We start from the raw sequence: 14,743 nt of genomic DNA, 5'->3' as shown, positions 1-14,743 counted from the left end.
GAGCGTACGTACTCTCACGGGATTTCGCTGCTTTTTTTAGTTATTGTTTTGAATCAAAACCTTGCTCAGTTCGATTGGCGAAAATTGAAATTTGTTATACGGCCTGAAACGCACTTTAAATTCAAAAGCTTCAGGTCTTAAACGATATTTTTCCAGTACATCTGGACCACAGCTGGAAGAGCCAAGACCGTGTTGTTTATAATCCAAATTAAAGGTAATAAAATCCTGTTTTTTCAAGTCATACGTATGGTTAGCGTTTTCAAAATTTTCAGCAGTATAGTAGTGGGCACTGAAATCTATTTCTGGTTCACCGACCGCTAAAAGACCAAAACCGTTTGTATCTGTTAATGATACCCATTTAACCTGATGCCGGTTTCCATTTTCTTGTGGCCATACATAAGGTGTATACAACCCGTCTACATCACTGGACCATACTCCTACTTTATTGGCCATCCGGCTGTCTGCATAAGCTTCTCCAGGACCCCGGCCGTACCAGCTGACATTCTCCAACGTTTTTGGCAGTGTCATCGTTAATCCAATTCTCGGCATCGTTTCCGGCAGTTCTCCATAAGGTTCACCTTTTACCTTCAGAAAAACATCGCCGCTGCCTAAAATGGTATAGGTGTATGTGGTGTTGATCCCCCAAGCAATTCTTGGCGGCGCAATGCGGACAGCGACATGAATATCCACCCTCTTCTTGTCAGGTGAAACATCATACGACACATCATTGATTCTATGCTGCATCCAGTGCAGACCATATTTTTGCCATACTTCCTTTGAACTTATACCTTTATGAATAGCCAGCTTGTCATTATCTGTCGGTGCCCGCCATACATTCAATTTCGGCCCTGATCCAAAAACCTTCATTCCCTCAACAGTCCATGAATCTATGACGCCAAAGATTTTACTAAAGGCAAATTCAAAATGATCTCCAGATACCGTAATCAACCGGTCACACTCTTTAACCGCTATAGGATAAGAAAACGAGGTATTATTTTCAGTTACTGTCGCTAAAACTGGAAGTTTAAATTGCTCCCATGCTATTTCATGACCTGCTTTAGCCCATAAGGTATCTACAGTCGTCCGGAAATTTACATTTAACCAGTAATCAGTGTGATCCCTTATAATAGTAGGTAGCGTAAACGGTATGGTAATGCACTTTGATTCACCTGCTTGAATACCTTCAACAGATTGCATCCCCTGATCAAGAATTTGATCATCACATATAATAGACCATGATAATTGCAGATGATCTAAAGGAATAAAATCATATCGGTTGGTAATTTCAATTATCCCTTTCTCTAAATCAACTGCTTCTGCCTTAACTGGCTCAATCACCTTCTTGTATTCTATTAACGCAGGTGATGGTGTCCGGTCAGGCCTGATTAGGCCATCAATGACAAAGTTGGAATCATGCGGTGTTTCGCCAAAATCTCCACCATAGGCAAAGTACTCTTCCCCATTATCATTTATCTGTCTAATCCCTTGGTCAATCCATTCCCAGACGAAACCTCCCTGCAATCTTCTATATTTATAGAAGGTTTCCCAATATTCTTTAAATCCTCCAGGTCCATTCCCCATCGCATGAGCATATTCACAAAGAATATGTGGCTTATTCAGGTCGTCTCTCTTCCCTAATTCGTCCATGATCTCGACTGGTGTGTACATAGTTGTGTGGACATCTGAAGCAATTGGATCCCTGGTCGGTATATTTTCGCCTTCTTCCATAATGAAACGGCATTCACCTTCATAGTGAATAGGTCTTGTTGGATCTTTTGCTTTGGACCATTCAGCCATCGCTACGTGATTTCGACCAAATCCTGATTCATTCCCCAGCGACCACATAACAATGGAAGCATGATTCTTATCCCGTTCAACCATCCGTTTCATCCGATCCACGTAGGCCTCTTCCCAAGCTGAGTCATCACTGATTTGATTATAGTTATTTATCTCCTCAAATCCATGGCATTCTAAATCCGCCTCATCGATGACATACAATCCATAAATGTCACATAAATCATAGAAACGTGGATCATTGGGATAATGGGATGTCCTTACCGCATTTATATTGTGAAGTTTCATCAGTTGGATATCCTCAATCATCGAATCCATCGGAACAGCTCGTCCAAGATCAGGATGATGATCGTGGCGATTGACCCCCTTAAACATGACCGCTATCCCATTTACTAGCAAAACTCCATCTTTTACTTCTACTGTTCGGAAACCGACTTTAGTTGGGATGACTTCTATCACATTCCCTTTCTCATCTTTCAGGGTAAGAAGCAGATGATAAAGGTAGGGATTCTCAGCCGACCATTTATTCGGATTGTCAATCGGGATAACAGAAGATATTTTTGCTTCATCCATCACATCAATCGTAATATTTTTTAAATCTCTTATTTCAACTTCTTCATATAAATGGTTTACTAATTTTATTTCAAGCTGATAATTAGTTATCGGATTATTCTTTTGGTTTAATATATAGGTTTCAATTTCTAATTCGCCATTTTCGTAGTTTTCATCGAGAGTTGTTTTGATAAAATAATCTCTGACATGCGCCTTTGGTCTTACAAGCAAATAAACGTCTCTATATATACCGCTGAGCCACCACATATCCTGGTCCTCGATATAACTCGCCTCAGACCATTGATAAACCTGAACAGCTATTACATTTTTTCCTTCATGAACCAACTTGGTAATATCAAATTCACTTGGAAGACGGCTGCCCTGGCTATAGCCAACTTCCTTGCCGTTTACCCAAACATGAAAGGCACTATCCACACCTTCAAATCGTAGGATAATTGCTTGATCTGCCCAATCACTTGGAACGGTAAACTCACGTCTATAAGAGCCTGTTGGATTTTCAGTTGGAACATGAGGCGGGTCTACTGGAAATGGATATTGTACATTTGTATAATGAGGCCTTCCATATCCATGCATCTGCCAGTTTGATGGAACTTGCAGATCATCCCACTGACTAGTATCATATGATTCTTCAATGAATTGCTTCGGTGTCAAAGACGGATTCTCAGCGTAGTGGAATTTCCATACGCCATTTAACACCTTAACCTCCTCAGCTTTTCCTCTGTCGTAAGTCAATGCGGATGACTCACTGGTATAAGGAAAGAAGTAAGCCCTCTCTTGCAAACGATTCACATGAAGAACAGATAAGTTTTCCCAATCGTACGACTCTTTTTTCATAACTCTTCACCCTTCTTTCTACATAATCGAATACTTACTTACTTTTTGATTGCTCTGTATTTTCTCATCATTCATTCGCCATTAAGTTCATCGGCAGTTAGCAAATTAAACGGAAACGAAAAGTTTATTCGTCCAGTAAAAGCGTGAAATCGCTTATAGAAACTGAGTATAATCTCATTAAGTCAGCCATTTTAGAGTTGCATGAATGATGAAGAACAACTTGTTTCTCAGCCTTTTATCCAATTCCTTATTGAATACTCGAAAATCAACTACTTCACTGACCCCATCATGCCGGCAACGAAATGTTTTTGGAGAAGGAAGAATATCAGTGCAGTTGGCAGCGTTGCAATAACAATCGTTGTCATAATCACTCCAAAGTCTGGAGAATATCCTGACCCAAGATTTGATATTAACAACGGCAAGGTATGGTTCTCTGGTGACTGGAGCACTACAAGCGGCCATATGTAATTGTTCCAGCTTGCCATAAAAGTAATAATGGCGGCTGCAGCATATGTTGTTTTCATTGTTGGAATATAAATCCTAAGGAAAACCCCTAGCTCCGATAATCCATCAATTCGGCCAGCCTCAATAATTTCCCTTGGGAACATCTTTGTACTTTGGCGGAAGAAAAATATCAGAAAGGCTGTTACACTTGTTGGTAAAATAACTGCAGCAAGTGTATCAATACCCACCATTGGAGTAGCTTCGGAAATAGTTCCAAACATCCGAAATAACGGAACCATTAAAGCAGCAAAAGGAATCATCATGGAAAGTAATAAGAAATTAAAAACATAGTCCTTCATTTTGCTTCTGAAAATTTCAAATCCATAACCAGCCAAAGAGGCAATCAACAAGGAAAGCACTGTTGTAATAACTGCTATTTTAATAGAATTACTTAATACAGATACAAGATCGGTGGTATTCAGCAAACTTCGAATATTTTCCACCAGATGACTCCCTGGTAATAACCGACCCTTTGTTACATCCACCGACTTATTAGTCGAACTGACTACCATCCATATAAATGGAAAGATGGAAATAACGGAGACTATGCTTAAAAAAGTATAGTTAAAAATACTTTTAAGTTTACTCATTTTTATCACCTGCCATTTTAAATTGAAGGATGGAGAAGAATACAATCATAATCACAATTGCATACGAGACGGTGGCTGCATAACCGAAGTCAGGGGTATATTTAAATGACAGATTATAAATATACTGAGAAATGGTCATCGTTGCATTCCCAGGTCCGCCTTGTGTAATATTCATGACTTCATCAAACAATTGAAGTGTCCCTATTGTTGAGATAATGGACGTAAACAAAATAATTGGTTTTAGTAATGGTATGGTTATTTTAAAAAACTGTTGAAATGAGGATGCCCCGTCAATTTTTGCTGATTCATAAATAGAATAATCAATATTTTGCAGAGCAGATAAGTAGAAGATCATATTATAACCAGTCCATCTCCAAGTGATGGCAATAATAATCGTTATTTTTGCCCAAAAGGGATCAGTCAACCACTGGATTGGTTCAGAGATAAGAGCTAATTTCATTAACATGGTGTTTACAATGCCATCCATAGAAAATAAATATTTAAAAATAACAGAATAGGCAACAAGTGACGTTACACATGGTAAGAATATGGCTGTTCGAAATAATCCCCGATACTTTAATTTCGGATTGTTCAGTAAAACCGATATAAACAAAGCAAAAATAATCATAATCGGGACCTGAATAATGAGATAGATCACCGTATTTTTTACTGTTGTCAAAAAAGTAGGATCCTTAAATAAACGTGCATAATTGTCCAATCCGACAAAGGAAAGATTTGTACCCGTGCCAGATTGTAAAGACATTATAAATGCCTGAATCATTGGATAGAAAGTAAATGTGCAAATCATGATGACTGCCAGTACGACAAAAGACCATCCAATCGTTGCATTTTTCACCCGATGCTTCCGACTGTTTTTTTGGGGTATTACATTCTGGCCGGTTGTGTTCGTATGATAACTTTGTTTGGTTTTAGCCGGGAACAATATACATCAACTCCTTACTAGATTGATAAAAAACTCGGGAAACGCGCCTGTTGATCAAAGTAGCTCCTATTCTTATAGGAGAAGCCGGCAATTTCCCGAGGCTTGAATTTTCATTTGCTAGATTAGCAGAGACCAACCTATTATTTAATTTGCTGTTCTGCTTGTGTTTGTGCGTCATTCAAGACTTTATCAAGTTCTTTTCCTTTTAAGAAATCCTGCATTCCCACTGCTAATATATCTTCAATTACATACGTGTGCGCACCATAGTTTACTTGTGGTATTTCAGCCACCCATTTAGAAAAATCTTCTGTGATTTTCTGACCGTCAAAGAATTCATCTGCTGCTTTATAAGCCTCACCTTCTGCAGCAGGCTTATACGTACCAATTGCACCAATCTCTTTATTTAGATCCTGATAAAAATTAACGTTCGAACCGAAAGTTTTTGCCAACAAATCTGCAGCCTTCTCTTTGCCCGGAATATCAAGAACATACCAAGAGCTTCCGCCAAGGTTAGTAGCATTAACAGAATTTGCATTACCAGATTGTTTAGGGAAAGGAACAATTGCCCACTTACCTTTTTGAGATACTTCCTGCTTTACTGAGGCTGTCATCCAGTTACCTGTTAGAATGGATGCTGTTTCACCGCTATTAAAGGAAGCAAGATATTGACCCCAGTCGGAAACCGGTTTTGATATATCTGCTTCTACAATCTCTTTGTAAGTTTGAAATGCTTCTTTAAGATACTCATTGTCTGCCAAGTTCGGGGTAACGCCATCTTCCTTCAAATACCATGAACCGCTCGTCTGAATCATTTGACGAATAAGACCAAGATCTTTAGGATCCATTGAAATCATAGATTTGCCAGTGGCTTCTTTAACTTTTTTGCCTATTTCTATATATTTGTTCCAGTCTATACCCTGCAAATCTTCAACAGCGTAGCCTGCTTTCTCTAAATAATCTGTTCTTACATAAAATCCAGATACTCCTGAATCAAATGGAATACCATAATGCTTATCTTCTAAACTGGTAGGAGCAAGTTTGTATTCTGCAAAATCTTCCGCTTTATAATATTTTGATAAATCGAAGAATGCATCTGGATACGCTTTAAGAAAGCTTTGCGCACGATAATCCTCAATTAAGACAATATTCGGCATTCCTTTAGTTGTACCGGAGCTTAAGCTGGTATTAAGTTTTTGGACAATGTCTGCTTGTGCATTTTCAATGATTTTTAAACTAAGCTCGGAATTTTCCTTATTATAATAGTCCTTTGCCATATCGATAGCTTTCACGTTGAAATTTGGATCCCAAGTCCATACCGTTAATTCATTGCTACCCTTTTCTGTGTCGGAAGCCTCTTCGTTCGTTTTTGATTCAGAAGAACAAGCTGATAACAAAAGAATACTGGCTAACAATAATGCAAAAATCTTATTCATTGACATCCCCTCCATCTCTAATTGTAAGCGTTATCAATCCTACATGTATTATGTTAGCACCCCTTTGCTACAACTCGATAGGAAGATATTTTCGTAAACTTGTATTATTTTTGCCAATTGAAAGCGTATTCATTTTTGGGAATTTGGAATATCTTTAGATTTTATTACGATTTTTGTTCCATATGAGAAGGAATGATAATCCGTACCTTTGTTCCTTCTCCCTGTTTGCTGGAAATGGTTACTCCATATTCTTCTCCATATATAAGTTGAATACGCTCATGAACATTCCTAACACCGATTCCTGAGAAAAGCTGTCGTTTGTACGTTTGATTAGGAAGATTTTCACCTTGCTCATCCGCTATTCCGTCACCATTATCTACTACTTCACAAATCAGGTTGTTCTCTTCCTGCCAAATAAGGACATGGATAGATCCCCCCGCTTTACGATTGAACCCATGGAAAAATGAATTTTCCATAAAAGGTTGAAGAATTAGCTTAGGCAGATGAAAATCCATACAATCTGGCGAAACCATATAGCTTACATGTATTTTATTTCCATAACGTTTTTGATTAATGAAGACATAGTTTTTCAAATTATCCAGTTCCTGTTTAACAGTAACCGTTTCATTCACATTGCCTATTGTATTTTGAAGTAAGGAAATCAAAGCAGTAATCATAGCTTCCGTATCTTCCTTGCGGTCTTGCTGAACCATAAATTTAATGGAAGCTAATGTATTGTACAAGAAATGTGGATTGATTTGTCGCTGCAGGGCTGCCAGCTCCGCATTCCGTTTCTGTTTTTGCGACAGCATTAACTGCTCAACATATTCATGCAGCTCATCCAGCATGGAATTAAAAGCATTTCCGATTTGCCTCGTTTCATATGTACCTAAAACAGCCACGTTTTGACGAAATTTAGATTTTGGCGCATTTTCAATCTGTCTAACAAGTCTTGATAAAGAATTAGTCAATCTTTTTGATACGAAAAATATACTGACCAGACCTATCAAAACAATCCCTAGCGAGATCAATACAATTTTTCTCTTATCAATTAAATTTCCAAATGTCTTTTCTTTATCAATAATATTAAATAAATACATATCAAAAGAGGGAAGTGCTTCTACAAAAATGACCTGATCCTTCCCTTTAAAACTACCAATCATATAATTATTTGAGTTGTTTTTACTCTCTTTCGCATACCGAAGGAGTTCCACTTCCTTTTGCCCAATAAATTGAGACTGGTTACTGGAAACAATCCTCCCTGATTTATCAATAATGAAAATATCATTCCCAGGGCTAGTATAGTTGGAATAGACCTTTTTGAATTCACTTTCCCTATAAGAAAAATACATGGAGCCATAAACAGTACCGGAAAGTCGATCCATTAACGCTTTTGTAGCTACAACATACCTTCTATCCTCAATACTTCTCGTTTCGCTCTTACGTTCATCATATTGATACAGAAGCCGTTTCGGTTCTTTAAATGTATTGCTTGTTAAGATACTTTCATTAAGCTCCTGATCAGATATCGGCCAGTGGGTACGATTGGTCGTTAAGGTAACCCCATTTTCTCCTTTAACGATGATTTCAAGCTCGTAAGCTTCAATATTCGATTGAATTTGTTTAATATATTCCCCCATCGTATAAAATGAGATCATTTTTTGAGCATTCGTTTGCTCCTCAGTTAGGTTGGTCTTAATTGTGCCGCTTTGTAAAATATTATTTGACGCAATGACAATAGAATAATGAAAAGACTCAAAGCGTTCTTTTATTTCGTTTATTATTTTCGCATTCGTAATACTGAATTTTTCAAAAAAGAATTCCTCCGACATGCGAATTGTTGTCCATGTAATCGTCACAGAAACAAGAATGATAATGGTGAAGGTGATAAGGGAAATCGTAATAAATAAAGTGTGGTGTTTAAATCGCTCGGGTATAAGTCTCATATTTAATCACGTCCCTTATCCTATAAATTGTTTTCTTTTGTATTGACTAGGGGACATCCCCTTTATTTTTTTAAATACTTTGCAAAAATAGCTATGCTCCGAGAAACCGACCATTTCACTTATTTCTGCGATAGTAGCTGTTTCGTTAAGGAGTAGCTTACATGCCTCTTCAATCCGGATTCTATTCAAAGAATCTATAAATCCTTCATGATTATGAGTTGTAAAATAGCTTGAAATATAAGAAGGATTAAAATGAAAATAAGTAGCCACATCGGTTAAGGTAAGCGGCTCTGCATAATGACACTTAATGTAGTCCATAAACTTCTTCATAGTGATATTCTCTGCTCGATTTTCCATTAAGAATATGCATTTATTCGCTTCCTCAATAAAACAATCCAAAAGTTTAATTGTCTCATTTACAGAATGTGCTTCATCAATGAGCTTGAAAAACGAGTACCTGCTTTGTTCAAGCTCTTTGATATCATAATTCATATTGCCAAGGAGGATTGTAATGTTAAATATGATGTTACTGATAAATGATTTATACTCGAAAACATCCACAAAAAAACAATTAGATAATTTTAGGGCATGATTCCTTAAATAGTGAAAAGCCGAATCAAAGTGCTTATTTCTGAACTCTTCTGTAAACCAATCCAGATTGAATTTTTCACTCCTATGTACAGTCTTAGGTAAAGATCGTTCAGTTAGAACTAAGATATCAGGAAAATAAAAGCGATAGTTTAACAGTTTTAGAAGGCTGTTCTTTAAAATTCCTCCTAATTGACCAAAACTTTGGAATCCCTCCGTTAAAGCAAAACCACATGCGACCTGTGAAGCTGCCAATTGATTAGCAACATCCTTAACCCTTGTCATATGATCTTGATTTGTATTCAAAAGAAATACAATGATATGCGGATCATAGTTAAAAGAATAGTAAGAGACCTCGCTTATCTTTTTGTTGAATACGTTTTCAACCTTAGTTTTGACTTGAATTAAAAATTCAGCAGCACCCTTGGATGGGTGTTTTTTTAAGTCCACACCCAATAAACTGTAATGACTGTAAGGAAAAGCTCTAATAATCTGTTTTGAATCAAAATGTACATCATACCCTAAAACTAACCTGTTGATAATTTGATCGATAGATAGACTTACATTCAGTTCCTTTTCCCTTGATTGAAAACCTGGTATTCTTTTAACAGCGGTTTTTAAAACTTTTAATAGACTTTGCGCCTCGAGCTTTGGTTTTAAAATATAATCGACCACTCCACATTGAAAGGCCGAGCGTACATAGTCAAATTCGCCATAACTGCTCAGGATAATGACCTCTATTTGGGGATATTTTTCTTTAACGACTCGTGTTAATTCTTCTCCATTCATGATAGGCATGACGATGTCTGTAATAATGATTTGCGGACTCAAAACTTCTATCATTTCCAATGCTTCCTGACCATTTGAAGCTTCTCCAACGATTTGAAAACCTTCAGACTCCCAATCTAAATAATGCTTAATTCCCTGTCTAATTAGTATTTCATCATCTACAATCAGTATTCTGCAAATCCCATCGTCTTTTATTATAATCTACCTCCAAATGCTGACAACTTTAATCGTTCAATTTATTATTTATAAGCTTTTAAGTAGTAACATTAGTTGTTGCTACCATATCTTCTATGATAATACCTACAGAAATAGCTTAATGAAGCTGTATATTTTATACCTTTTTAAGAACAAAGGAGTAACTTATCCTAGTTAGGACGCTTCAAATAGCTGCCTCTGATGGAATAGAAGTTTCCGTATTATACCTTAAATTATAAATTCTGGTTCTCTGTATGATAAGTCTCTTTTTATTGCTGAAATGCTTTTATTGATTCAAAATTACCTTGAGTGATATCAGCGGCATAATAAAGTTCGACAGGCAGTCTAAAATGTAGTTTTTGTCAATTCATGGAAAAACAAGTCGAAACCACTCGTGAAAAAAAACATTTAAGCAGGTTGTTATTAGGGTCTTAGTGTTTGTCTGATAACATACTTATTTCGACATTTTGGAAAGGCACTCCTTTTTGCATTACAACGGGGACTCTATTGTTCCAAATAAAGTGGAAACTTCCGAGTAATTGAGGAACATACAAGAATAGCAGCAATATAGCAAACGAAACAGCCCGATCCGATAACATCGAATCGGACTCCAGCTTTTTTTCTGTTTGATAGGTGTTGAAGATTTCACTTGATAGGCAACTATACTTAGTAGCGGTAGGGAGCATACCACTGATTCCGTACCCTCCTCTTGCTGAACATCTGGCCGCCATTTCACTTGTAAAGAAGAATTAGATTATAGTAAGGCCATTCTCTTATTCATCAATAATTATCTTTTTAATATAGTCGTTTAGGAAAATTCCTTGCGGGTCAAGTTCATACCTTATGGCTTGAAAATCCGGCAGTTTGGGGTAGCAGGAATATAATTCTTTTTTACCTAGGCTATGCATTTTACCCCAATGTGGTCTTCCTTCATACTTCCGCATAATCGCTTCCATCTCTTGAAAATATTCTTCATATGGCATGCCTTTATACATATGGAAAGCAATATAGGCGGAATCTCTCTGATAAGAAGGACTAAACCAAATGTCGTCTGCCTTGACCGTCCTGCATTCTATCGGAAAATGAACCTTATGCTTCTTTACTTCAATACACTTCCGAATCTCTTGAATGGCCGGCTTAAAGTAATGAAGTGGAATACAATATTCCATTTCCCTGAACTTCACAAGTCTTGGACTAGCAAAAATCTCATAGCTTTTTGCCGTAATGGTTGTTGTTCCTACGGCCTTTGCAGATATTCTACTTATGGTTTGACTGCTCCTTGGTAACACACGACATACCTCTGACAGTACAAAAAATAAATAGTTTTCAAAAATGAGATTTTTTAAGTTATGAAAGAATAAGCCCTTTGGTTTACGATTTGTAATATTCATCGTTTTAACTTGTACACAATCTGAATATGGGAATAGAAAAAATTCAAAGTGACGGTTTTCATGGATATAGCATTCAAGCTGTTGCTCAAAAAGTGGATATTCTTTTCTTTCACTTCTGTATTCATATATAAGTGTTTTAATTATCTTCAGTTTTACTTTTACAATGATTCCAAGAACTCCAAGCGATATGAGACAAGCATTGAAATATTGAGGATTTTGTTCCTCAGAAACGGTAAGAACATCTCCAGATGCTGTAACAATGACGATTTCTACTACTTGGGTTGGAATATTACCAAACTTCAGTCCAGTTCCATGCGTTCCAGTTGAAATAGCACCCGCAATACTTTGGACATTGATGTCGCCTAAATTTTCCTGAGAATATCCTTCTTGTCCAAGCACTTCTCCTAATTGAAATAACCGGGTACCACCCAGGATGGTAACTGTACTGGCTGCCTCATCGAGTTGTTCAATTCCACTAAGTAAATCAAGAGATATGAGCCAATCATCCGTTTTTACTAAACTCGTAAATGAATGCCCAGCTCCTACAACTCTGATTCTTTTCTCTTGTTTCGACGCTTCTTTAACGATTGAAGCAACCTCCTCAATTGAGGATGGATACAGGATTTTTTCCGGGATACTTTCACATGTTTGAGACCAATTTCTCCATCGTTTGCCTTGTATCGTCTTCATTACAGAAAGCATTTCCCTTCCCCCCGATAGGTAAGAAATCGATCAACGATTTGTTGATTAGCAAGACAAATGATTTCATTAAACCGTTCACAAATTTCTCCAGCTTTCGCTGCCCTGAAGATAATGACATCTCCAATTTCCAACGTTTCCTTTTCATAATAAACAGGGGTTTGCACCTCCCCAGCTCCTTCAAATGACAATAATTTACCACCCGGCGGGTAAATAGGCAATGGCACCTTATCCTGACCATGCACTCCAGATGAGACATATCCACCTCCAAGACAAGTATAAATATTTGGAGTTGGTTTTCTAACGACTGGCAATGCGAAATATAAGGCAGGTGTGAAGCGAAAATTTCGGTAATAATCAAACAACAAAGGAGCATAGAAACCTGATCCCGCTGTCAGTTCCGTAACAGCCTCTTCTTTTGATGTAGTTTCAAGACTTCCCGTTCCTCCTCCATTAACAAATACTAATTGTACACCCTCACTCTTAAGAGATTGAACAATCCTCTCCCTTCGCCGTTTGATTTTATCAATTGATTTCTTTTTCATAAAAGCAACAGCCATATTTTTAAGCCTCTGAGATGGCAAATGATCACCTACCCCAGCTATTTGTGCTTCATAACCCATGATTCCCAGAAGCTTTAGCGATGGATATTCCTGTATAATTCGTACTAGCTGAATCACGCCTTCTTCTGTTTTTAATGGGGAACGTCTTACTCCAAAATGGAGATTACCAAATGTGGTGCTCATATCAATATCGATGCATAAATAAAAAAATCCGTTTGCTTCCTTAGTAATCGCATTTAAATGTTTAATCTGTTCAAAGGAATCGACCATACAGGTAATTTGATGACCTTTTCCATTTAGTTCAGCTATTTTGCTAAGAGGTTTGGAATCCCAGCATGGATAACCTATCAGGATATCCTCAATGCCTTGTTCTGCAAGAAAAATAGCTTCATAGGGGCTATAACACATTACTCCTTTATAGACAGGATTGGATTGGAGAATTCTTTTTAAAACTGGAATAGACCGTATCGATTTAGTAGCAATTCTGATCGTTTTTCCATTTGCTTTTTCAGCGATTCTCCTGCAATTTTGATCTAAAGCATCTAAATCCAGCAAAAGGGCTGGATAAGATAACTCCTTTGATAATTCATATAGCACCACTAACACCACCACCTCTCATTCTCATAATAAACGAGGAGCATGATTAAAAATAGAACTTATTCAAAATATTCAGACTTATTATAACAATTACGTTTTCAAGGAAAGATAAACGCATAAAAAGTTTATCTTATATTATAGCGGTAGATGTTTTTTAACGGTGTTACCAATACTTTTTCATGGAGTTAAAAAAGCCATTGATATAGTGAACTCATCAATGGCTTTAGACTTAATATAGGAAGTTTTAATAAACAAACATACCCATCAAAGGGGAGACCCTTATTTACTAGCTACTATACAGACCGCTCTTACTTATAATGCAGTTGCTGTAATGTATCTAGCGGGAATTTTTGAATCTCCCATTAAAGTAATAGTTAATAATATACACAGTACTGAGTAGTTTAAGATTAACACCCTGACCCTCTCAGTTTGTTAAAACGAACGTGTTTTGGAACTCAAGTAGAGATGCCGATTGACGTATGTTCATAACGGCTATCCTTTAATGCTTTTAAGATAAAATGTGCGACGTCAGCACGCGGTATTGATCTTGATTTCTCTGGTACACTTGTTGCAGATTCTCTATACTTTCCTGTAAAGGGATGATTCGTTAGCCCCATCGGTCGAACAATGGTGTAGTTCAATCCATGTGATTGAATATATTCAACTGCAGCCCGATGATCAATTAGAGGATTCTTAAGCATCCTCATGACCAATTTACCACTTAGCCCTGTTAATTCTTTATGGACTCCCGCAGATGCAGTGTAGATAATCCGCTCTACATGTTGCTCCTTCATACCAGTAACAATATTTTTTATCATCTCTTGAAGCTCGGTTGATTTTTTCATCCCTTGATTCGAGCCTAAGCAAGATATAACAGCATCATGACCTGCAATCGCTTCTGTTACTTCCGCTAGATTAAAAGCATTTCCTTGTATAATCTTTAAATTTTCATGGGAAAAGTCTAGCTTGGCCGGAGTACGTACAAACGCCGTCACCTCAAAACCAGCCTCAACTCCTTGACGCACAACAGATTGACCTACACCACCTGTTGCACCAAACACGATAATTTTCATAACAATCCACCACCCTTTCTTATTATCATCCCAACATTCCCAGAATGCCCACTGCACATTTCTTGGACCAATACTTTTATCCATTCCTGAGTCATTCTAAGGAAAACTATGGATTGTTCTCTGTATTAAACATACCTACTTACACTTGATTGACTATTTAATATAATCATATAATTATCTGTTGGTTTTATCAATTTTCACTACTTATAAAAACAATTCTTTATCAGTGAC

9 protein-coding genes are annotated in these 14,743 nt (G+C 37.1%); all 9 read right to left on the bottom strand.

Annotation, left to right across the window (positions count from 1 at the left end):
* Positions 1 to 36: 36 nt before the first annotated feature.
* On the bottom strand, positions 37 to 3,201 hold the full coding sequence (gene ebgA / locus FHY45_RS10540; RefSeq protein WP_139891840.1) for a beta-galactosidase subunit alpha: 3,165 nt from the start codon (positions 3,199 to 3,201) through the stop codon (positions 37 to 39).
* A 269-nt stretch (positions 3,202 to 3,470) separates the two neighbouring features.
* Positions 3,471 to 4,295 (bottom strand): carbohydrate ABC transporter permease, encoded by an 825-nt coding sequence (locus FHY45_RS10535; protein WP_066103387.1) that lies wholly within the window; start codon positions 4,293 to 4,295, stop codon positions 3,471 to 3,473.
* Entirely contained in the window at positions 4,288 to 5,103 is an 816-nt protein-coding gene (locus FHY45_RS10530) for a carbohydrate ABC transporter permease (RefSeq protein WP_077248036.1), read from the bottom strand. Before FHY45_RS10530 ends, FHY45_RS10535 begins: the two co-directional genes overlap by 8 nt.
* 275 nt (positions 5,104 to 5,378) lie before the next feature.
* Positions 5,379 to 6,671, bottom strand: coding sequence for an ABC transporter substrate-binding protein (locus tag FHY45_RS10525; protein WP_139891839.1), 1,293 nt, complete (start codon positions 6,669 to 6,671; stop codon positions 5,379 to 5,381).
* Positions 6,672 to 6,835: 164 nt separating this feature from the next.
* Positions 6,836 to 8,617, bottom strand: a complete 1,782-nt coding sequence (locus tag FHY45_RS10520; RefSeq protein WP_066103380.1) for a sensor histidine kinase — start codon at positions 8,615 to 8,617, stop codon at positions 6,836 to 6,838.
* 15 nt (positions 8,618 to 8,632) lie between these two features.
* Positions 8,633 to 10,126 carry a response regulator gene (locus tag FHY45_RS10515; protein ID WP_483861446.1) on the bottom strand — a complete coding sequence of 498 codons (1,494 nt, stop codon included), beginning with the start codon at positions 10,124 to 10,126 and terminating at the stop codon, positions 8,633 to 8,635.
* Between the two features lie 836 nt (positions 10,127 to 10,962).
* Positions 10,963 to 12,270 carry a D-arabinono-1,4-lactone oxidase gene (locus tag FHY45_RS10510; protein ID WP_180349966.1) on the bottom strand — a complete coding sequence of 436 codons (1,308 nt, stop codon included), beginning with the start codon at positions 12,268 to 12,270 and terminating at the stop codon, positions 10,963 to 10,965.
* A complete protein-coding gene (locus FHY45_RS10505) occupies positions 12,270 to 13,442 on the bottom strand; it encodes an amino acid deaminase/aldolase (protein WP_066103368.1) in 1,173 nt (390 codons plus the stop codon). Before FHY45_RS10505 ends, FHY45_RS10510 begins: the two co-directional genes overlap by 1 nt.
* A 452-nt stretch (positions 13,443 to 13,894) precedes the next feature.
* Positions 13,895 to 14,512 carry an NAD(P)-dependent oxidoreductase gene (locus FHY45_RS10500; RefSeq protein WP_066104266.1) on the bottom strand — a complete coding sequence of 206 codons (618 nt, stop codon included), beginning with the start codon at positions 14,510 to 14,512 and terminating at the stop codon, positions 13,895 to 13,897.
* Between the last annotated feature and the right edge of the window lie 231 nt (positions 14,513 to 14,743).

The organism is Bacillus sp. D386 (genome assembly GCF_006346415.1).
Note: the sequence above shows the minus strand (reverse complement) of the source record. Positions and strands in the feature narration are given on the sequence as shown.

Coding starts and splice junctions, on each gene's coding strand:
- ebgA (WP_139891840.1), bottom strand. CDS start 3,201: ATGAAAAAAGAGTCGTACGATTGGGAAAACTTATCTGTTCTTCATGTG.
- FHY45_RS10535 (WP_066103387.1), bottom strand. CDS start 4,295: ATGAGTAAACTTAAAAGTATTTTTAACTATACTTTTTTAAGCATAGTC.
- FHY45_RS10530 (WP_077248036.1), bottom strand. CDS start 5,103: ATGATTTGCACATTTACTTTCTATCCAATGATTCAGGCATTTATAATG.
- FHY45_RS10525 (WP_139891839.1), bottom strand. CDS start 6,671: ATGAATAAGATTTTTGCATTATTGTTAGCCAGTATTCTTTTGTTATCA.
- FHY45_RS10520 (WP_066103380.1), bottom strand. CDS start 8,617: ATGAGACTTATACCCGAGCGATTTAAACACCACACTTTATTTATTACG.
- FHY45_RS10510 (WP_180349966.1), bottom strand. CDS start 12,270: ATGAAGACGATACAAGGCAAACGATGGAGAAATTGGTCTCAAACATGT.
- FHY45_RS10500 (WP_066104266.1), bottom strand. CDS start 14,512: ATGAAAATTATCGTGTTTGGTGCAACAGGTGGTGTAGGTCAATCTGTT.